Here is a 20,659-nt window from a genome sequence, read left to right on the forward strand (position 1 = left end):
TATGCCAAAACTGATCATTCTTCCTCATCCCGTACTCTGTCCGGATGGCGCCGCCCTCGAGGGGCAAAGCGGCGAGACCATTCTGGATGTGGCGCTGCGCAATGGTATCGAAATCGAACATGCCTGCGAGAAATCCTGTGCCTGCACGACCTGCCACTGCGTGGTGCGCGAGGGCTTTGACTCCCTCGAGCCAAGTGACGAGCTGGAAGACGACATGCTGGACAAAGCGTGGGGGCTGGAGCCGGAATCGCGCCTCAGCTGCCAGGCAAAACTGGCGGACGAGGATCTGGTGGTGGAATTGCCCAAGTACACCCTGAACCTTGCCTCTGAACGCCATTAATTACACATGAGTGAATTGCACGTGCAGCATCCTGTGGTGCTTCAGTGATATGGTGGAAGGCCGTGACCCTCGGGGGCACGGCCTTTTTTGTATTCGTTATTCTCTCTTTGCTAATAAGCTCTTTCCCATAAAGAGTGCTTATACATAGTGCCAGTAAAAAGGAAGCAAACACGATGGCTGACATGATGAAGGTAGCGTTATCCACCCAGGCTGCGGCTGCCTATTGGGGCGAGGGCGCCCAGCTCAGTTTCAATGGCGACGAGGCACTGATCCATCTCGGTGCCGCCGGTCAGGAGAAGGATGTCCTGCGCACCGTTCAGCGCGCTGCCCGTCGCCTCGAATCGAGCGGGATCAAGCGGGTGACGCTGGCTGGAGAGGGGTGGGATCTGGAGCGTCGCTACGCGTTCGCCCAGGGGTTCTACGCCGCCAAGGGAGCCCGTGAACTGGATTTCGGCCAGCAGAGCGACGCGGACGCCCGTGAACTGAATGCGCTGCTCAAGGCTGCTCGCTGGGTACGTGACATCACCAATGGCTGTCCGGAAGAGATCTACCCCATGAGTCTGGCGGAATCGGCCCTGTTGCTTATTCGTGGTCTGGCCGGGGATCAGGTTACAGCTCGCATCACCGCCGGTGAAGCGCTGCGCGAGTCCGGTCATATCGGGATCTGGTCGGTTGGCCGTGGCAGCGAGCGCGAGCCTGTGCTGCTGGAGCTCGACTACAACCCGACCGGGGAGCGCAATGCGCCCGTGGTGGCGGCGCTGGTGGGCAAGGGGATCACTTTTGATTCCGGTGGCTACTCCATGAAGTCCTCTGACAACATGCTGCCGATGAAGTCCGACATGGGCGGCGCGGCCATGGTGACCGGCGCGCTGGCGTTGGCTATCAGCCGCGGTCTGAACCAGCGGGTGAAGCTCATTCTCTGCTGCGCCGAGAACCTGGTCTCCGGCCACGCCTTCAAGCTGGGCGACATCCTTACCTATAAAAACGGCATCTCGGTCGAGATCCAGAACACCGATGCGGAAGGTCGTCTGGTGCTGGCCGATGGCCTGATGGCGGCCTCCGACAGCGGTGCGGCTTATATCCTTGACGCAGCCACCCTGACCGGCGCCGCTAAGATGGCGCTGGGGCGCGATTATAATGCGGTGTTTGCCCTCGATGAGACCGAACAGCTGCGTGCGCTGGCCGCCGCCAAGGTGGAAAACGAACAGGCGTGGGCGCTGCCGCTGGAGCCCTGGCATGCCAGCCAGCTCACCTCGGCCTTTGCCGATCTGGGCAACGTCGCCTCGGCAGAAGGCACGGCCGGTGCCACCACGGCTGCTGCGTTCCTTTCCCGCTTCGTACGTGATGAGGGCAAGGGGTGGGTGCACCTGGATCTGGCAGCCTCCTATCAGAAATCGGGCAATGATCTCTGGGCGACCGGCGCCAAGGGGCACGGTCTGCGTACCATCGCCCGCTGGCTGCAGGAGGTAACCGCATGAATGTCTGGTTAAGTCGTGAATTTGCACCGGCCGAGTGGGGGGAGGGGGCGCTGCTCTCTCACCGTACCGACGGCATGGTGATCCATCTGGTGACGGACAATCCGCTGCTCGATATCCAGCAGGCGGCCCGTCGCCTCTGCCAGCAGGGGATCCAGAAAGTGACCCTGGCTGGTCACTGGGAGCGTGAACAGCAGTGGGCTTTTGCCCAAGGGCTGCAAACCCCCAAGGCGGAGGTGCAACTGCAGTGGGCCATGTCCTCGGAAGACGACAGAGAGGAGCTGGAAGCGCGTTGGCTCTGCGGTCGTTGGGTGCGCGAGATGACCAATGCCACCCCGGAGCAGTTGGGCCCGCTGGAGCTGGCGGTGGAAGCGGCTTCCTTTATTACCGAGCTGGCGCCGGACAAGGTGAGTCATCGTATTTTGAAAGGCGAAGCGCTGCAACAGGCGGGCTGGGTCGGCCTCTATCAGGTGGGCCGCGGCAGTGCGCGCGAACCGGTATTGCTGGAGCTCGACTTCAACCCGGGGCGTGACCCCAAGGCGCCGGTGGCGGCAGCGCTGGTGGGCAAGGGGATCACCTTTGACTCCGGCGGCTACTCCATGAAGAGCTCCGAGGGGATGCTCACCATGAAGTGCGACATGGGTGGTGCGGCGATTGTCACCGGTGCGCTGGCGCTGGCTATGCTGCGTGGGCTCGACAAGCGGGTGAAGCTGATCCTCTGCTGCGCCGAGAACCTGGTCTCCGGCCACGCCTACAAGCTCGGCGACATCCTCACCTACAAGAACGGTACCACGGTCGAGATTGTGAATACCGATGCCGAAGGGCGGCTGGTGCTGGCCGACGGCCTGCAACTGGCGAGCGAGTCCGGCGCACCGCTGATCATCGATGCCGCGACCCTGACCGGTGCTGCTGTGATGGCGCTGGGTGGGCGCTACAATGCTCTGTTCGGCCTCGACAAAGGGTTGGTAAGCCGGGCCATGACCTATGCCGATGCCGAGCATGAGCCTGCCTGGCCGCTGCCGCTGGAGCCCTGGCACCGCCAGCAGTGCCCCTCCCATTACGCCGACACGGCCAACAGCCGTCCGGTGAAGGGGGGCGGGCCGGGTGGTGCCTCCAACGCTGCGGGTTTCCTCTCCCGTTTCGTTGCCAACGAAGGGATGGGCTGGTTGCATATCGATCTGGCCGCCTGCTTCAGTGACAACGGCGATGCCCTCTGGGCGCCGGGGGCCAATACCCTGGGGATGCGCACCATAGCGCGGGCCCTGCTGGCGGAAGCCAAATAGGCGAGACAAGGCACCTTCGGGTGCCTTTTTCATGCTGTTCGAATTGTAAACAAAAGATGGGGTTTTGGCGGCTTAAGGTAACTATCGTGCGCAAGCGCACATATTTTCCGGCTCTGCTCGGTCAAGATGAGTGTGGATGTTGATTGCAAGGGAGTGATGTTTAATAAAAAGTTGCTTGTTTGTGTGTTTTTCCGGTTTTTGTTTACGTATAATCGCCAGCGAACATGGATTCTAACAATAAAACTCTGTAGTTAAGGAAAGATATCAATGGCCATCGAACGTACCTTCTCTATCGTTAAACCGGATGCTGTCAGCAAGAACCTGATCGGTGCCATCTATAGCCGTTTCGAAAGCGCAGGCTTGAAAGTGGTGGCATCCAAAATGCTGCACATGAGCAGTGAACAGGCTGCCGGTTTCTATGCCGAGCATCAGGGCAAGCCTTTTTATGACAATCTGGTCAGCTTCATGACCTCTGGCCCTGTCATGGTGCAGGTGCTGGAAGGGGAAGACGCCATCCGTCGCAATCGCGAGATCATGGGTGCTACCAACCCGAAAGAGGCGCTGGCTGGTACCTTGCGTGCCTGTTATGCCGAGAGCATCGATCGCAACGCAGTGCATGGCTCCGATGCACCTGCATCCGCTGCCCGCGAAATTGCCTACTTCTTCTCTGACAACGAGATCTGCCCGCGCGGCTGATTTTTGTGGATGATGACCCAAGGGAGCCTCGGCTCCCTTTGTTGTTTTCGCCGTTTACGCAATATCCCTCTATTCTCCAGGTGGAAAGCCAGACCCATTATTTGTACAATGCCGCCCCCTGACGTCGTCAGCCAATAATTGATGAAGTGTTTGAACTGAGGCCATTGATGAGCGAAACAAAAATCAACCTGCTGGATCTTGATCGGGATGCCATGCGTGCCTTTTTCGTCGAACTGGGCGAGAAGCCATTCCGGGCAGATCAGGTCATGAAGTGGATCTATCACTTTGGGTGTGATGATTTCGATCAGATGACCAACGTCAACAAGGTGCTCAAAGAGCGCCTCAAGGCGATCGCCGAGATCAAGGCGCCCGAGATCAGCCGCGAGCAGCGCTCTGCCGATGGCACCATCAAGTGGGCCCTGCAGGTGGGTGATCAGGAGGTAGAGACCGTCTACATCCCGGAAGATGACCGCGCGACCCTCTGCGTCTCCTCTCAAGTTGGCTGTGCGCTGGAGTGCAAGTTCTGCTCCACGGCTCAACAAGGCTTCAACCGCAATCTGAAAGTCTCCGAGATCATCGGTCAGGTGTGGCGTGCGGCCCGCGTGGTCGGTGGCAAGCGTCCCATCACCAACGTGGTGATGATGGGGATGGGCGAGCCGCTGCTCAACCTCGCCAACGTGGTGCCCGCCATGCGTCTGATGATGGATGACTACGGCTTTGGCATCTCCAAGCGCCGGGTGACCATTTCCACCTCTGGCGTGGTACCTGCGCTGGACAAGCTGGGTGACCAGATCGACGTGGCGCTGGCTATTTCCCTGCACGCCCCGAACGACAAGCTGCGTTCAGAGATCATGCCGATCAACGACAAGTACAACATCGAGGAGTTCCTCGCCGGTGTCCGTCGTTACCTGGCCAAATCCAATGCCAACGGTGGTCGGGTGACCGTCGAATATGTGCTGCTCGATCATATCAATGACGATATGCAGCATGCTCACGAGCTGGCCAAGGTGCTCAAGGACACGCCGAGCAAGATCAACCTGATCCCGTTCAACCCCTTCCCGGGCAACCCTTACGGCAAGCCGAGCAACAGTCGTATCGATCGCTTCTCCAAGGTGCTGATGGAGTACGGTTTTACCGTGATTGTCCGCAAGACCCGTGGTGATGACATCGATGCCGCCTGTGGTCAGCTGGTGGGTGACGTGATTGACCGTACCAAGCGAACTATCAAAAATCGGATGCAACAGGATGGGATTTCCGTCAAAATGGTTTAAATGCTAAGCCATTGTATAGACAGGGAATGGATACACGTACATTGATCGTAGTGGCAGCGCTCTGCGCGCTGCCAGGCTGTGTGACCGAGACCACTTACGCTGGCCAGAACTCGACCCAGCGTGAAGTGGGTCCTGACCTCAAGGCGGCTGCCCAAACCCGCCTCGACCTGGGTATCCAGTACCTGCGTCAGGGCAATGCCGAGCAGGCCAAGTTCAATCTTGACCGCGCCCTCCAGTATGACCCCTCCAACCCCCAGATCCAGATCGGTTTTGCCTACTTTTACCAGAAGGTAGGAGATTTCAAGGCAGCCGAGACCCATTACAAGAACGCCCTTGCCATGGATCCGTCCAATGCTGACGCAATGAACAACTATGGTGCCTTCCTCTGTGATCGCGGCAGGTATGCCGAGGCAGATCAGGCGTTCAACCAGGCTGTTATTCAGCCAGGCTACGTAAAAATTGCCGATACCTATGAAAATGCGGCACTTTGTGCGCTGCAAAATCGCAGAAATGATAAAGCAGGCGAGTACTATCGCCTGGCCTTGGGGTATAATCCCCGCAATCCAGGGTTATTGCTGGACTTGGCCGAGCTTTCCATGAAAGATGGCAAGCTGCCTGATGTGCAGTCCTACCTCGCCCGTTTTGCCGATGTGTCAGACGAGAACGAGGAGAGTCTCTGGTTGAGACTTCGGCTGGCACAGGCGATGGACAAGCCGGCATTACTTCACCAATTCGGGACTGAGCTGGTAAGGCAATATCCCACTTCGCAACAAGCCAAGCGTTATTTAGCCAATGACTATTGAACAGCAACACGATTTCCAAGACGACTCCCAGGCAGTAGGCCCAGGCCAATTGCTGCGCAACGCCCGTGAACAGCTTGGCTGGACACGAGAACAGGTTGCGTCCCGCATTCACCTTCGTCTGACCCTGATCGCCGCTATCGAATCGGATACCTACGACAAGCACACGTCCCACACCTTTATTCGGGGTTATTTGCGTACCTATGCCAAGCTGGTCGGGATCCCCGACGAGACCATTCTGGCTGCTTACGACAAGCTGGGTCTGACTCCTCCCGACAATATCGACATGCAGAGCTTCTCCCGTCGCTCCCGCCAGCAAGCCAACGACAGTCGGCTCAAGGTGGTGACCTGGCTGGTGATCCTGGTGTTGATTGCGCTCTCGGTCGCCTGGTGGTGGCAGAGTACTTCCCGTCGCTCCGCCGGTGATGAAGCGCTGGCAGCCACCGAGATGAGTGCAACCGGTTCGACTCCGGCTGAACCTGCTATCACGCCGCCCGATGCGATCAACACCGCCCCGGTGGAAGGCGCAGCCATCGCACCGGCCGCCACGGATGTGGCTGCCCCTATAGTGGTCTCTGATGCGTCTGCTACCCTGGCGCCTGCTTCTGCGGCTGTTGCCCCGACCGATGTCAGTGCGGCTGTCGGCACTGCGACCGATGCTGCAGTATCCGGTGCCAATGGCACTGAATCTGAAGAGGCTGTCGTTGATCCGGCGACTGCGCCGCAACTGAAGATGAGCTTCACCGCCGATTGCTGGCTGGATGTGAAGGATGCCAACGGCAAGACCCTGTTCAGTGGTCTGAAGAAGGCCAACGACGAGCTGGTGCTGGAAGGCGCCGAGCCCCTGAAGTTCATCATTGGCGCGCCCATGGCCGTCAAGCTTGACTACAAGGGGCAGTCGTTTGATATGAGCCGTTACAACAACGGTCGTACAGCCCGCTTCTCACTGCCGCAGGAGTAATCTGTTTCCCATGTCTTCTCACGAATCACCCATCATTCGTCGTAAATCCAGACAGATCATGGTTGGTAATGTACCGGTTGGGGGCGATGCCCCTATTACCGTGCAGACCATGACCAACACCAAGACCACAGATGTCGCCGCCACCATCGAGCAGATCCAGCGGATCGAGCGGGTCGGTGCCGATATCGTCCGTGTCTCCGTGCCCACCATGGAAGCGGCGGAAGCCTTCCGGCTCATCAAACAGCAAACCCGCATTCCCATCGTTGCCGATATCCACTTCGACTATCGCATCGCCCTGAAAGTGGCCGAGTACGGTGCCGATTGCCTGCGTATCAACCCGGGCAACATCGGCAACGAGCAGCGGGTGCGCTCGGTGGTCGATTGCGCGCGCGACCTCAATATCCCGATCCGTATCGGGGTCAATGGCGGGTCGCTGGAGAAAGATATCCAGGAGAAGTACGGCGAGCCGACCCCAGAGGCGCTGGTGGAGTCCGCCATGCGTCACGTGGACTATCTCGATCGTCTCGATTTCCAGGACTTCAAGGTGAGCGTCAAGGCCTCCGATGTGTTTCTGGCAGTCGGTGCCTATCGCCTGCTGGCCAAGCAGATTGAACAGCCGCTGCACCTTGGCATCACCGAAGCGGGCGGTTTCCGTGCCGGCGCGGTGAAGTCTGCCATCGGTCTGGGTATGCTACTCACCGACGGCATCGGCGATACCCTGCGGATCTCGCTGGCGGCGGATCCCGTGGAGGAGGTGAAGGTCGGTTTCGATATCCTCAAATCCCTGCGTATTCGCTCCCGTGGCATCAACTTTATCGCTTGCCCATCCTGCTCACGGCAGGAGTTCGATGTGATCGCCACTGTCAACGCGCTGGAAGAACGGCTCGAAGACATCATCACCCCGATGGATGTTTCCATCATCGGCTGTGTGGTGAATGGCCCGGGCGAAGCGCTGGTCTCCGACCTTGGTCTGGCGGGTGCCGCCAACAAGAGTGCCTTCTATGAAGGGGGCCAGCGGGTCGATCGGCTCGACAACAAGGATCTCATTCCAACTCTGGAGCGCCGCATTCGTGCCCGCGCCGCCATGCTGGATCCCGCTAACCGGATCCCGATGGACAAGGAGTGAGCGAAACAGGGCCACATTGGGTGGCCCTTTTTCCAGGTGACTGATTTTAAATCCCGCATCCGGATTCCCTGATTTTACCTTGGGGGGGAAAATCCCTATAATGCGGCCAAATTTTACCTCTTTTTCTCGAGTATCAACGTGGCAAAACAGATCCAAGCTATTCGCGGTATGAATGATTGCCTGCCGGAGCAGAGCCCGGTATGGCAGAAGGTTGAACAGATCCTGCGCCAGGTCGTTGCCAGCTATGGCTACAGCGAAGTGCGCATGCCGATTGTCGAGCAGACTCATCTGTTCAAGCGCGCCATCGGTGAAGTGACCGACGTGGTCGAAAAAGAGATGTACACCTTTGAAGACCGTAATGGCGACAGCCTGAGCCTGCGTCCGGAAGGGACCGCCAGCTGCGTCCGTGCCGGTATCGAACACGGTCTGCTCTACAACCAGGAACGCCGGATGTGGTACATGGGCCCCATGTTCCGTCACGAGCGTCCCCAGAAGGGCCGTTATCGCCAGTTCCACCAGTTCGGTGTCGAGCTGTTTGGCATCAACGGGCCGGACATTGACGCTGAACTGATCATGCTGACCCACCGCCTGTGGCGTCTGTTTGGCATCAGCGAGCATGTCACCCTGCAGCTCAACACCTTGGGTCAGAGCGTCGAGCGTGCCGCTTATCGCGATGCGCTGGTGGCCTATCTGGAGCAGTACAAGGAGCAGCTGGACGAAGAGAGCCAGCGCCGCATGTACAGTAACCCGCTGCGGGTGCTCGACTCCAAGGATGAAAAGGTGCAGGCCATTTTGGCGGGTGCCCCGCGTCTGTTCGACCATCTGGGCGAAGAGAGCCTGGCCCATTTCGAGGGGCTCAAGCGCCTGCTCGAGTCTGCCGGTATCAAATACGAAGTGAACGAGCGTCTGGTGCGTGGTCTTGACTACTACAACCTGACCGTGTTCGAGTGGGTCACCAGCAGTCTGGGTGCCCAGGGCACCGTCTGTGCAGGTGGCCGCTACGATGGTCTGGTAGAGCAGCTCGGTGGTCAACCGACCCCGGCCGTGGGCTTTGCCATGGGCATGGAGCGTCTGGTGCTGATGCTGGAAACTCTCGAGCTCAACGCCGATATCCGCCCGGCAGTGGATGTCTATCTGGCGATGGTGGGCGAGGGGACCGAACAGGCTGGCTTCCAGCTGGCCGAGCGTCTGCGCGATGCCCTGCCGGACCTGCGCCTCATGAGCCACTGCGGTGGTGGCAACTTCAAGAAACAACTCAAACGTGCCGACAAGAGCGGCGCGGCAATCGCCCTGATCCTTGGTGAGACCGAGGTGCAAAACGGGGAGATCACTATCAAATATCTGCGTGGTCAGGCCGAGCAACAGACCGTCAAGGTTGACGCCGCCATTGCCCTGCTGGCAGCCAAAGGAGAGTAAGCTGTGGAAGTCTATACCACCGAAGAACAACAGGTTGAGGTTATCAAGGAGTGGTGGAAAGAGAACGGAACCTCGGTGATTGCCGGGACCGTGATCGGTCTGGTCGGTCTGTTCGGCTGGCGCTATTACAACCAGCACCAGCAAGAGACCATGGAGGCCTCCTCCCACTCTTACAACCAGGTGATTGAGCAGCTGGCCAAGGGCGATGCCGCCGGTTTCGAGCAGGCACAGCAGTTTGTTACCGCCAACAAGGGTGACTCCTACGGTGAACTGGCTGCGTTGCAACTGGCTGCCGCTGCCGTCAAGGCGGGCAAGCTGGATCTGGCTGCCGAGCAGCTGGAGCTGGTGGCGACCACGGGTGACGAGAGCATTCGTCCCATCGCGGCGCTGCGTCTGGCCCGTGTGCTGAATGATCAGGGCAAGGCAGATGAAGCACTGGCCAAGCTGGCGACCATCCAGAATGAGGCCTTCAAGGCGCAGGTAGCCGAAGCCCGTGGTGATGTGCTGCAAAAGCAGGGCAAGACCGAAGAGGCTCGTGATGCCTATCAGGCAGCGGCGGATGCCGACGGCCTGCAGGGTAGCGCCGAGCTCAAGCTGAAAATGGACGATCTGGCCCTGCCGGCCGTTGCGACTGGTGAGGCACCGGATGCGTAATCTATTCAAGATGGTGGCGCTGGGGGCTGCGGTCTCCTTCGCTCTGCAGGGTTGCTCCCTGTTCAGTTCCGAAGAGGATCTCAACCCGATGGCGCCGCTGCCCAAGGTTGAATCTGCCTTCACTGCCGACACCGCATGGTCATCTACTGTGGGTGATGGCATCGGTGACTTCTACTCCCAGCTCAAGCCGGTGGTGGAAGAGGATCGTATCTATGCGGCGGCCCGCGACGGCGATGTCAGCGCCTTTGACCGTGCCAGTGGCGATCGCCTCTGGACTGTCGATCTGGCCGACCTGCCGGTCAACGCCGACAAGCGCAGCGCCCGCCTCTCCGGTGGTCTGGTCTCCCGTTACGGCAAGCTGTTCCTCGGCTCCGAGAACGGGGTGGTCTACGCCCTGAACGAAGAGAATGGTGAAGTGCTGTGGCAGACCAATGTGCCCGGCGAAGTGGTGGCAAGCCCCGCGGTGGAAGATGGCCGCGTGGTAGTGCTGACCACCTCCGGTCGCTTGATTGCGCTCGATACCGATGAAGGCAAGATGCAGTGGTCGCTTTCCGAAGAGCAGCCGCCACTGACCCTGCGCAGTGCCGGTGCACCGGTGATCACCAACGGCGCCGTGATTTACGGTCGTGCCGATGGCAAGGTGGGCATCGCCCTGCTGAGCAACGGCCAGCCGGTGCGCCAGTCCAAGGTGGCTGATCCGCGCGGTGCCACCGAGCTGGACCGTATGGTTGACGTCGATGCCAGCCCGCTGATTGCCGGTGATGAGCTCTACGCCATCGCCTACAACGGTCAGCTGATGGCGCGCAAGCTGATGACCGGCGATGAAGTGTGGAAGCGCAAGTATTCCGGCTATCGCGATCTGGCGATGACCGGCAATGCCATCGTGCTGACCGACAGCCGCAGCCATCTGTTTGCCATCGACCGTCGCAACGGTCTGGAGCTGTGGTCCAACACCCAGCTGGAAAATCGTACCGTCACTGCACCTGTCATCTTCGGTGACTATGTGGTGGTGGGTGATGTGGAAGGATACCTGTATTGGCTTGATCGTACCGACGGTACCATCAAGGCGATGCAGCAGCTCGATAGCAGTGGTCTCTATGCCGCCCCGCTGGTGGATGGCGAGACCCTGTATGTGCAGAGCCGTGACGGCAAGTTGTACGCCCTCAAGCGTCCTTGATCGTCCGATAATGTGAATATCCGGCTCCTGGTCTTCGGACCCGGAGCCTTTGTCGTCTTGAGAATGAGGCTTTTATGACTCCTGTAGTAGCCCTGGTGGGCCGCCCCAACGTGGGGAAATCCACCCTGTTTAACCGCTTGACCCGTACTCGGGATGCCCTGGTTGCCGATTTTCCCGGTCTGACCCGGGACCGTAAATACGGTCAGGCGAAGTTGGGCGAGCTGGAATTTATCGTGGTCGATACCGGTGGTATCGATGGCACCGAAGAGGGGATCGAGCTGAAGATGGCCGAGCAATCCCTGCTGGCCATCGAAGAAGCAGACGTCGTGCTGTTCATGGTTGATGCCCGTGCCGGTCTTACCGCGGCGGATCAAGCCATCGCCGAGCACCTGCGCAAGGCCCACAAGAAGGTATTTCTGGTGGCCAACAAGACCGACGGTATCGACGGTGATTCCGCGGTCTCCGAGTTCTACGGTCTGGCGCTGGGTGAGGTCTACCAGATCGCGGCCGCCCACGGTCGTGGCGTGCTGAGCCTGCTGGAACTGGCCCTGGCTCCCCATCTGGAGACCCTGGTCGACTCCGCTACCGATGAAGATGCGCAGGATGAGGAAGAGGAGGACTTCGACGAAGAAGCCCTGCTGCGCATGGTGGCTGCCGGTGAACTCGATACCAAAGAGGACACCAAGGAGACCCCGTTCGCTGACCTGCCCATCAAGTTCGCCATCGTTGGTCGTCCCAACGTCGGTAAATCTACTCTGACCAACCGCATGCTGGGTGAAGATCGGGTCATCGTCTATGACATGCCCGGCACCACCCGTGACTCTGTTTACATTCCGATGGAGCGTGACGAGCAGAAGTATGTGGTTATCGACACAGCCGGTGTGCGTCGTCGTGGCAAGGTGCACGAGACGGTTGAGAAGTTCTCCGTTATCAAGACCCTGAAAGCTATCGAAGATGCCAACGTTTGCCTGCTGGTGATCGACGCCCAGGAGACCATCACCGATCAGGACTTGAGCATCCTTGGCTATGTGCTCCACGCCGGTCGCTCCGTGGTGCTGGTGGTGAACAAGTGGGATGGTCTGGATCAGAAGGTGAAAGAGGATGTGAAGAACGAGCTGGATCGTCGCTTGGGCTTCATCGACTTCGCCCGCGTTCACTTCATCTCCGCCCTGCACGGCAGTGGTGTCGGCCATCTGTTTGAATCCATTCAGGAGGCTTACCAGTCCGCCACCCGTCGTACCAGCACGGCCATGCTGACCCGCATCATGCAGATGGCGCAGGAAGATCACCAGCCGCCGATGGTCAATGGTCGCCGCGTCAAGCTCAAGTATGCCCACGCCGGTGGCTACAACCCGCCGCGCATCGTGATCCACGGCAACCAGCTGAACGATTTGCCGGACTCCTACAAGCGGTATCTGATCAACTACTTCCGCAAGTCCCTCAAGATCATGGGCTCGCCGATCCGGGTCGAGTTCCAGGAGTCGATCAACCCGTTTGAAGGCAAGAAAAACACCATGACCCTGAGTCAGGAACGTCAGCGCAAACGCCTGCTGAAAATGAAGAAGAAATAAGTCCTTGCGGCTGCCCTTACCGGCAGCCGCTTTGTTATCCTCGCCATGTTAAGGTGAGGAATAAGGTGAGGGGGATCTGCCATGGAACAAGACCATGGCAGATCTACTTTTCGAGGAGTTGATTATGGAAGCCCAGCTTTGTCCATCATGCCAGGCTGAACTGGATACCCGCAGCAAGGAGCAAACCTGTGGCCAGTGCCAGGCCAATGTCCACGTCACGGCCATCTGCCCTACCTGCCAGCAGGAGCTGGAACGTCTCAAGGCGTGCGGCGCGGTGGATTACTTCTGCAACCACTGCAACTCGCTGATCTCCAAGCGGTCGGTACAGTTCAAGGCGGCGCTGGTGTAAGACAGTATTCAGGTGAGAAAGAAGATAAAAAACCCGGCGAATGCCGGGTTTATGCTGTGTGCTCTGCAATAAGCAGGGTATAGGATCGATTTCTGCGCCACAGGTTGCGCTTGATGTCATTAAGCTTGAGTTTGCGTCTGGGGCTCCAGCTGCACTTCGCTTTTCTGACCAGACTGATTTTTCTACGTTTTTGCATCTTGGTCTCCTCCCAACTAAGTTGGCCATCCCGGCCTTGGGTCATTGATGGAGCCCATCCGAAATTGCTGTTATTTAATCTCTCAACATAATGAAAACAATGCGATTTCGGATAGGCTCCGATGTGAATCGATGGTAACAGAGAAGTTTGCGTGAAAACAGCCGAATAATGGCTGGTTAGCGCATGGTGATTTGATTGACCACTTCGGCGATTGCGGTGGGGCGCTCGGCTAGCTCGGGCTCGCTGTCGTTGTCGAGACTCTCCCGCTGATGTGCCTTCTGCTGCTCGTTGTCGAGCCAGAGCAGACTCTGGTAATACTGGCGCACGTTGTTGACATAGTTGCGCGCCTCGCTGCCACGGGCATAGCCGTAACGTACCTTGCGGTGCCAGCGCGCTTGCTGCAGCAGCGGCAGCACCTCTTTCACGTCGCTCCAGGCGTCGGGATTCTTGCCGAGCTCTTTGGTCAGGCGGCGGGCATCCATCATGTGGCCGTAACCTATGTTGTAGGCGGTGAGGGCAAACCACACCTTCTCGTCATCGGGCACCGAATCCGGCACCTTCTCCATCATCTGTTGCAGATAGAGGGAGCCACCCTTGATGCTCTCTTCCGGATGAAGCCGGTCGTTGACTCCCATCGCCTTGGCAGTGGGCTCGGTCAGCATCATCATGCCGCGCACGCCGGTGTAGGAGCGGGCCTGCGGGTCCCAGTGGGACTCCTGATAGCTGATGGCGGCGAGCAGACGCCAGTCGATATTCTTGGCGTGAGTCTGGAACAGCGGCTGGTACTTGGGCAGCAGGCTCTTGGCGCGCTTGAGGAAGGTGCGGGTATCGACAAAGTCGAAGTTCTGCACGTGGCCGAAGTACTTCTCGTCCAGCTTGGCGATGGCACCATCCATAAAGCGCTGACCGAAGAAGTCGATCACGCTGGCATAGAGGCTGTCATCGGGCAGCTTGCTCATGGCCCAGGCAACGGTCTGCTTCTGGGCCAGGGTCAGCCCCTCGGTGAGCTCCGGGTAGTAGCGCTGGGTACGGGCCAGCACGGTATCCTGCACCACCGTGTAGTCAATCTTGCCATCCACCACCTGCTTGAGCAGCTCCTCCACATCGGCGTTGTCGCTGGTGCTCCAGGCTAGTTTCGGATTCTCTTTGCTCATCTCTTTGAGCAGATCTTCACCGGTGGAGCCGGCGGCCACCACCAGCTTGCCCTTGATATCGTTCAATGAGGCCGGCTTGGGTTTGCCGTTGCGGTAGACCAGTTTGGGGGAGACCTGGTAGAAGCCCGGGCCGAAGCGAAACAGCTCGCGCCGTTCGGGGGTGACCATGATGGCGGCAGCCGCCAGATCGAGTTTGCCCTTTTTCAGCAGGGTGACCAGTTGGTCAGTGGTGTCGACCGGGATGATGGTGAGTTTCACCCCCAACCAGTCGGCATAATTTTGCGCCAGCTCGTAATCGAACCCCTGGGCGAGGTCGTCACGCTGGTAATAGGAGGTGGGACCATAGATGGTGCCAACCCGGATCTCGCCTCGCTGGCGGATCTGCTCCAGCTGGCTGGAGGGGCTATAGAAGTCGCAGCCAACCAGCGTCAGCGTCAACAACAGCCCGATAAACAGTCGAAAAATGCAGCGCAAGTAGGTGAGTACCTTTGTTGAAAAAATCGGCATTTGTCAAAAAAGAGGCACCTTTATACCAGAGAGTGTGCGCAGAGTCACACTGCACGAAGTGAGAAAAACGTTTGTCCGCTGTGAGCCAGATCCCTATAATACGCGCGTCTCAATTCCCCCCCACTTTAAAACTTGGTGAGAAAGGTCATATGGATATCTTGCGTGGTGCCCCAGCACTGTCTGATTTTCGTGTCCAAAAACTGCTGCAACGCTTCGCACAGATGAGAAACGAGAGTGGAGTAGAGAGCGGAGTAGAGATAGAGGATGTCTATGCCGAATACGTGCACTTTGCCGAGCTGACAAGCCCCCTCTCTCCCCCCGAGCGAGCGACCTTGGGCCAGCTCTTGCGCTACGGCCCGACCATCCCCGAACACACCCCCAGCGGTCAGCTGTTTCTTGTTACCCCCCGCCCCGGCACTATCTCCCCCTGGTCTTCCAAAGCAACCGACATCGCCCACAATTGCGGCCTGAAACAGGTCAAGCGGCTGGAGCGTGGTATTGCCTATTACCTGACCATCAAGGGGCAGGGTGAGTTGAGTGCCGCCCAGCGCAGCGCCATTGCCGCCGTGCTCCATGATCGGATGATGGAAGTGGTGTTTGCCGAGATGAGCGAAGCTGCCGCCCTGTTTGCTCACCACGAGCCGCGCCCCTTCACCCAGGTGGATGTGCTGGGCGGTGGTCGCGCAGCCCTGGCCGAAGCCAACGTGGCGCTCGGTCTGGCGCTGGCCGACGACGAAATCGACTATCTGGTGGAGAACTTCACCAAGTTGGGTCGCAACCCCAACGACATCGAGCTCTACATGTTCGCCCAGGCGAACTCCGAACACTGCCGTCACAAGATCTTCAATGCCGACTGGACCATCGATGGCGAACAGCAGCCCAAGTCGCTGTTCAAGATGATCAAGAACACCTTCGAGCAGACGCCGGATCATGTCCTCTCTGCCTATAAAGACAACGCCGCCGTGATGGAAGGGAGCCAGGGTGGCCGCTTCTTCCCGAGCCCGGCCAACGGCGAATACCAGTATCACCAGGAACAGGTCGACATCCTGATGAAGGTGGAGACCCACAACCACCCGACCGCCATCTCCCCGTTCCCGGGCGCAGCCACCGGCTCCGGCGGCGAAATTCGCGACGAGGGAGCCACCGGTCGCGGTGCCAAGCCCAAGGCGGGTCTGGTCGGTTTCTCCGTCTCCAACCTGCGCATTCCCGGCTTCGAGCAGCCCTGGGAGCAGGATTTCGGCAAGCCGAGCCGTATCGTCAGTGCCTTCGACATCATGCAGGAGGGGCCGCTCGGCGGCGCCGCGTTTAACAACGAGTTCGGCCGTCCGGCCATTCTCGGCTACTTCCGTACCTTCGAAGAGGAGGTGCCGAGCCACAACGGCGTCGAGGTGCGTGGCTACCACAAGCCCATCATGCTGGCAGGCGGCATCGGCAACATCCGCACCGAACATGTCCAGAAAGGGGAGATCCCGGTCGGCGCTGCGCTGATCGTGCTGGGCGGCCCGGCGATGAACATCGGTCTGGGTGGTGGTGCCGCATCCTCCATGGCCTCCGGCCAGTCAGCCGAAGATCTCGACTTTGCCTCGGTGCAGCGTGACAACCCCGAGATGGAGCGCCGTTGCCAGGAGGTGATCGATCGCTGCTGGCAGCTGGGTGAAGACAACCCTATCGTCTTTATCCACGATGTGGGGGCGGGTGGTCTCTCCAACGCCATGCCGGAGTTGGTCAACGACGGTGAGCGTGGCGGTCGTTTCGATCTGCGCGCCATCCAGAGCGACGAGCCGGGCATGAGCCCGCTGGAGATCTGGTGCAACGAATCTCAGGAGCGTTACGTGCTGGCGGTAGCGCAGGACAAGTTGCCGCTGTTCAAGGCGCTGTGCGAGCGTGAGCGCGCCCCCTATGCCGTCATCGGTACCGCGACCGAAGAGAAGCATCTGACCCTCTCTGACAGCCACTTTGACAATCAGCCCATCGATCTGCCGCTGGATGTGCTGCTCGGCAAGGCGCCCAAGATGCACCGCGACGTGGTGACTCTGCCAGCACAGGGCAAAGCGCTCCAGCTCGATGGCATCACTTTGAGTGACGCGGCCGAGCGGGTTCTGCGTCTGCCGACCGTGGCGGAGAAGTCCTTCCTTATCACCATCGGCGATCGCAGCGTGACTGGCTTGGTCAATCGCGATCAGATGGTTGGCCCTTGGCAGATCCCGGTGGCCGATTGCGCCGTCACCGCTGCCACCTATGACAGCTATCACGGCGAAGCCATGTCGATGGGCGAGCGTACCCCGGTGGCGCTGCTCTCCCACGCCGCCTCCGCTCGCATGGCGGTGGCGGAAGCGCTCACCAACCTGGCGCCGGCTCATATCGGGTCGCTGAAGCGGGTCAAGCTCTCCGCCAACTGGATGGCCGCTGCCGGTCATCCGGGTGAAGATGCCGGTCTCTATGAGGCGGTCAAGGTGGTGGGCGAGGAGCTCTGCCCGGCCTTGGGCATCACCATTCCTGTGGGCAAGGACTCCATGTCCATGAAGACCCGCTGGCAGCAGGATGGCAAGGAGCACAGCGTCACCTCGCCGCTCTCCCTGCTCATCTCCGCTTTTGCCCGGGTCGAGGATGTGCGCAACACAGTCACGCCACAGCTGCGTACCGATCTCGGTGAAACCGACCTTATCCTCGTCGACCTTGGCAATGGCAAGCAGCGCCTCGGCGCCTCGGCGCTGGCGCAGGTCTATCGCCAGCTGGGTGACAAGGCGCCGGATCTCGACAATCCGGTCCAGCTCAAGGGCTTCTTCAACGCCATTCAGGCGCTGGTGGCCGATCGCAAGCTGATCGCCTACCACGACCGCTCCGACGGTGGCCTGTTCGTCACCCTGACCGAGATGGCGTTTGCCGGTCACTGCGGCCTCGACATCCAGCTCGATCGCATCGGCGGCGAGCTGCTGCCGGCGCTGTTCAACGAAGAGCTGGGCGCCGTCATTCAGGTGCGTCGTGAAGATAAAGAGGCGGTTATGACCCTGCTGGCCGGTCACGGTCTGGCGGCCTGCTCCCATGTGCTCGGTACCGTGCGCGAAGGGGATCTCATCACCTTGCAGCGGGGCGGTCAGGAGGTCTATCGTGCCAGCCGTACCGCACTTCGCACCATTTGGGGCGAGACCAGCTGGCAGATGCAGCGCCTGCGCGACAACCCGGCGTGCGCCGACAGTGAGCACGCGGCCCGTCAGGACGCCACCGATCCGGGTCTGCATGCCAAGCTGACTTACAACCCGTCCGAGGATGTGGCTGCACCTTACATTGCTCGCGGGGTCTCCCCCCGTCTGGCGGTGCTGCGCGAGCAGGGGGTCAACTCCCATGTGGAGATGGCGGCGGCGTTCGATCGTGCCGGTTTCGCGGCGGTCGATGTCCATATGAGCGATATTCTCTCCGGTCGCATCAAGCTGGAGGAGTTCCAGACCCTGGTGGCCTGTGGCGGCTTCTCCTACGGTGACGTGTTGGGTGCCGGTGAAGGCTGGGCCAAGTCCATCCTGTTCAATGACAACGCCCGCGAGCAGTTCCAGCGCTTCTTCGAGCGTGGCGATACCCTCTCTCTGGGTGTCTGCAACGGTTGCCAGATGATGTCCAACCTGCGAGACCTTATCCCGGGTGCCGATCTCTGGCCGCGCTTTGTACGCAACCGCTCCGAGCGCTTCGAAGCCCGCTTCAGTCTGGTTGAGGTGCAGGAGTCCCCGTCGGCCTTCTTCGCCGGCATGGCAGGCTCCGTGATGCCCATTGCCGTTTCCCACGGGGAAGGGCGTGTCGAGGTACGCGATGCCGCTCACCTGAGCGCACTACAGCAGAGCGGTCTGGTAGGGCTGCGCTTTGTCGACAACCGCGGCAGCGTGACCTCGCGTTACCCGGCCAACCCGAATGGCTCGCCGGATGGTATCACCGCCGTGACCACCACCGACGGTCGCGCCACCATCATGATGCCGCACCCGGAGCGGGTGTTCCGCACCGTGGCCAACTCCTGGCACCCTGACAACTGGGGCGAGGATGGTGCCTGGATGCGGATGTTCCGCAACGCCCGGGTTCGTCTGGGTTAATAGAGACAGCACCAGCGCATAAAAACAGAAACCGGCCAATTGGCCGGTTTTTTTATCCGTGTCGTTACGGCTTGCCGAGCGGTTGGGGGATAAAGTCTCCCCGGTCGAGGATCCGCAGACAGGCATCCACCACATCCTCATCGAGCTGATGGCCGCGCATCTGGATGATCTGCTCCCTGGCCTGGGGAATGCCGAGGGCGGCGCGATAGGGGCGATCAGAGGACATGGATTCGACGATATCGGCGACGGTGAGGATGCGGGCCTCCAGCAGGATCTCATCCCCCTTGAGTCCCAGCGGATAGCCGGAGCCATCGAGATACTCGTGGTGCTGGTGGATCATCCGGGCGATGGGCCAGGGGAAGTCGATATCCTTGAGCACCAGATAACCGATGGCGGGGTGCTCCTTGACCAGCTCGAACTCCAGTGGCGTGAGGCGCTCCGGTTTGGTGAGAATTTCGGCCGGTACCTGGATCTTGCCGATATCGTGCACCATGGCGCCCAGATAGATCCCCCGCAGCCGCTTCTCTTCCAGCCTGAGCTCCCGGCCGATGGCTTGGGCCAGCTTGGCCACATGTTTCTGATGGCCAGCGGTATAGGGATCGCGCTGCTCCAGCACGGCGGCGATGGCACCCAGTGCATCTTCCAGTGCCAGCTCCAGCTGGCGGGCATGGAAGATCTTCTCCTGTTGCGAGCGCAGATAAGCCTGCTGGGTATGGCGCGCCTGCAGGCCATAGGTGAGGTAGTCGGTCAGCTGGATGAAGAGCTGCTCCTCCTCCTGGCTGAACAACCGTGGCTGGTCGCTGTGAATGATCAGCGCACCGGCCAGATCCTCCTGCAGTGGCAAGGGGATCAGCAGGCGGGAACGCAACGGGTGGTGGCCGGTATGGGGCCGCTCGTGGAAGATCACCTGATTGAGACGCCGCTGGTGGAGGATGGCCTGGGTGAGGGCCTCATCGTTCAACCACAGCGTTTGTTCCGAGGCATCGGCACTGCCTGCCTGCGCCACGATCCTCGGCGGGTGGGCGAGTTCGGGCTGGCCTTGCAGCACTGCCACCAGCGGAAAACGGTCATCGACGGCGATGGCATCGCAGATATCCTGCAGCAGTTGCGGCTCATCGCCCGGTTTGAGCAGGGCGTGGTGGGCGCGGCTGATCGCCTGCTGGGTCCAGCTGTACTGTTGCAGTTTCTCCTGCTGCCACTTCTGCTCGGTAATGTCTTCGAAGAAGACGCCGACCCCCACGATACTCCCCGCCTCATCACGCAGGGGAAACTTGGTGGTGCTGAGCCAGCGGGCTTCCCCCCCCTTCAGATAGGGCTCTTCGATGTGCTGGTGTATCCCCTCGCGCATGACTCGGGCGTCATCCTCCCGATAGCGTTGTACCAGTTCGGGGGGAAAGAAGTCGCAGTCATTCTTGCCCACCAGTGCCTCTGGTGAGAGGGCGAGATCCGCCGCCAGCAGGCGGTTGCCCGCGATGTAGCTGAAGCGGGTGTCTTTGAGCAGCACCCGATAGGGAAGCTGATCCATCACCTGGGTCAGCAACAGCGCCGAGGAGGGGAGCGCATCGGTCAGTGGGTGGGGGAGTGTACAGGAGGTGAGGAGTTCGGACATC

Annotated in this window: 16 protein-coding genes; 14 read left to right on the top strand and 2 right to left on the bottom strand. The window is 59.9% G+C overall.

Features of this window, described 5'->3' with window-relative positions; all coding sequences use genetic code 11:
- Window position 1: 1 nt before the first annotated feature.
- The 13 genes from fdx (at window position 2) to AB5Y67_RS02445 (ending at window position 13,119) form a co-directional block, all read left to right on the top strand.
- Entirely contained in the window at window positions 2–340 is a 339-nt protein-coding gene (fdx, locus tag AB5Y67_RS02385) for an ISC system 2Fe-2S type ferredoxin (protein WP_005333808.1), read from the top strand.
- Between the two features lie 173 nt (window positions 341–513).
- Window positions 514–1,818: an aminopeptidase PepB gene (gene pepB, locus AB5Y67_RS02390; protein WP_199427386.1), complete on the top strand. Its 1,305-nt coding sequence runs from the start codon at window positions 514–516 to the stop codon at window positions 1,816–1,818.
- Window positions 1,815–3,098: an aminopeptidase PepB gene (pepB, locus tag AB5Y67_RS02395; RefSeq protein ID WP_199427387.1), complete on the top strand. Its 1,284-nt coding sequence runs from the start codon at window positions 1,815–1,817 to the stop codon at window positions 3,096–3,098. The genes pepB (AB5Y67_RS02390) and pepB (AB5Y67_RS02395) overlap by 4 nt, the downstream gene beginning before the upstream one ends.
- A 267-nt stretch (window positions 3,099–3,365) precedes the next feature.
- Complete coding sequence (gene ndk, locus AB5Y67_RS02400; protein ID WP_005333805.1) at window positions 3,366–3,794, top strand: nucleoside-diphosphate kinase; 429 nt, start codon at window positions 3,366–3,368, stop codon at window positions 3,792–3,794.
- Window positions 3,795–3,961: 167 nt separating this feature from the next.
- Complete coding sequence (locus AB5Y67_RS02405) at window positions 3,962–5,065, top strand: bifunctional tRNA (adenosine(37)-C2)-methyltransferase TrmG/ribosomal RNA large subunit methyltransferase RlmN (RefSeq protein ID WP_005344856.1); 1,104 nt, start codon at window positions 3,962–3,964, stop codon at window positions 5,063–5,065.
- 11 nt (window positions 5,066–5,076) lie between these two features.
- Window positions 5,077–5,868, top strand: coding sequence for a PilW family type IVa pilus biogenesis/stability lipoprotein TapF (gene tapF / locus AB5Y67_RS02410; RefSeq protein WP_085943024.1), 792 nt, complete (start codon window positions 5,077–5,079; stop codon window positions 5,866–5,868).
- Window positions 5,858–6,826 carry a cytoskeleton protein RodZ gene (gene rodZ / locus AB5Y67_RS02415; RefSeq protein ID WP_199427388.1) on the top strand — a complete coding sequence of 323 codons (969 nt, stop codon included), beginning with the start codon at window positions 5,858–5,860 and terminating at the stop codon, window positions 6,824–6,826. The genes tapF and rodZ overlap by 11 nt, the downstream gene beginning before the upstream one ends.
- A gap of 10 nt (window positions 6,827–6,836) precedes the next feature.
- A complete protein-coding gene (gene ispG / locus AB5Y67_RS02420; protein ID WP_005333801.1) occupies window positions 6,837–7,952 on the top strand; it encodes a flavodoxin-dependent (E)-4-hydroxy-3-methylbut-2-enyl-diphosphate synthase in 1,116 nt (371 codons plus the stop codon).
- Window positions 7,953–8,090: 138 nt separating this feature from the next.
- Window positions 8,091–9,368 (top strand): histidine--tRNA ligase, encoded by a 1,278-nt coding sequence (gene hisS, locus AB5Y67_RS02425; protein ID WP_199427389.1) that lies wholly within the window; start codon window positions 8,091–8,093, stop codon window positions 9,366–9,368.
- Between the two features lie 3 nt (window positions 9,369–9,371).
- Window positions 9,372–10,022: a tetratricopeptide repeat protein gene (locus AB5Y67_RS02430; protein ID WP_199427390.1), complete on the top strand. Its 651-nt coding sequence runs from the start codon at window positions 9,372–9,374 to the stop codon at window positions 10,020–10,022.
- Window positions 10,015–11,199, top strand: coding sequence for an outer membrane protein assembly factor BamB (bamB, locus tag AB5Y67_RS02435; RefSeq protein ID WP_005333796.1), 1,185 nt, complete (start codon window positions 10,015–10,017; stop codon window positions 11,197–11,199). Before AB5Y67_RS02430 ends, bamB begins: the two co-directional genes overlap by 8 nt.
- Before the next feature lie 74 nt (window positions 11,200–11,273).
- On the top strand, window positions 11,274–12,770 hold the full coding sequence (der, locus tag AB5Y67_RS02440; protein ID WP_129504223.1) for a ribosome biogenesis GTPase Der: 1,497 nt from the start codon (window positions 11,274–11,276) through the stop codon (window positions 12,768–12,770).
- Between the two features lie 124 nt (window positions 12,771–12,894).
- Window positions 12,895–13,119, top strand: a complete 225-nt coding sequence (locus AB5Y67_RS02445) for a zinc ribbon domain-containing protein (protein ID WP_199427459.1) — start codon at window positions 12,895–12,897, stop codon at window positions 13,117–13,119.
- 372 nt (window positions 13,120–13,491) lie between these two features.
- Here the strand turns inward: AB5Y67_RS02445 and mltF are convergent, their stop codons facing one another.
- Window positions 13,492–14,976: a membrane-bound lytic murein transglycosylase MltF gene (mltF, locus tag AB5Y67_RS02450; RefSeq protein WP_005344877.1), complete on the bottom strand. Its 1,485-nt coding sequence runs from the start codon at window positions 14,974–14,976 to the stop codon at window positions 13,492–13,494.
- 149 nt (window positions 14,977–15,125) lie between these two features.
- Between mltF and purL the strand changes: the two genes are divergently transcribed.
- Window positions 15,126–19,049 carry a phosphoribosylformylglycinamidine synthase gene (gene purL / locus AB5Y67_RS02455; RefSeq protein WP_325793825.1) on the top strand — a complete coding sequence of 1,308 codons (3,924 nt, stop codon included), beginning with the start codon at window positions 15,126–15,128 and terminating at the stop codon, window positions 19,047–19,049.
- A gap of 64 nt (window positions 19,050–19,113) precedes the next feature.
- Here purL and AB5Y67_RS02460 read toward each other — a convergent pair whose 3' ends face one another.
- Window positions 19,114–20,658: an HD domain-containing phosphohydrolase gene (locus AB5Y67_RS02460; RefSeq protein WP_325793824.1), complete on the bottom strand. Its 1,545-nt coding sequence runs from the start codon at window positions 20,656–20,658 to the stop codon at window positions 19,114–19,116.
- Between the last annotated feature and the right edge of the window lies 1 nt (window position 20,659).

Source organism: Aeromonas sp. s12 (assembly GCF_040907925.1).
Classification (GTDB): Bacteria; Pseudomonadota; Gammaproteobacteria; order Enterobacterales; family Aeromonadaceae; genus Aeromonas; species Aeromonas veronii.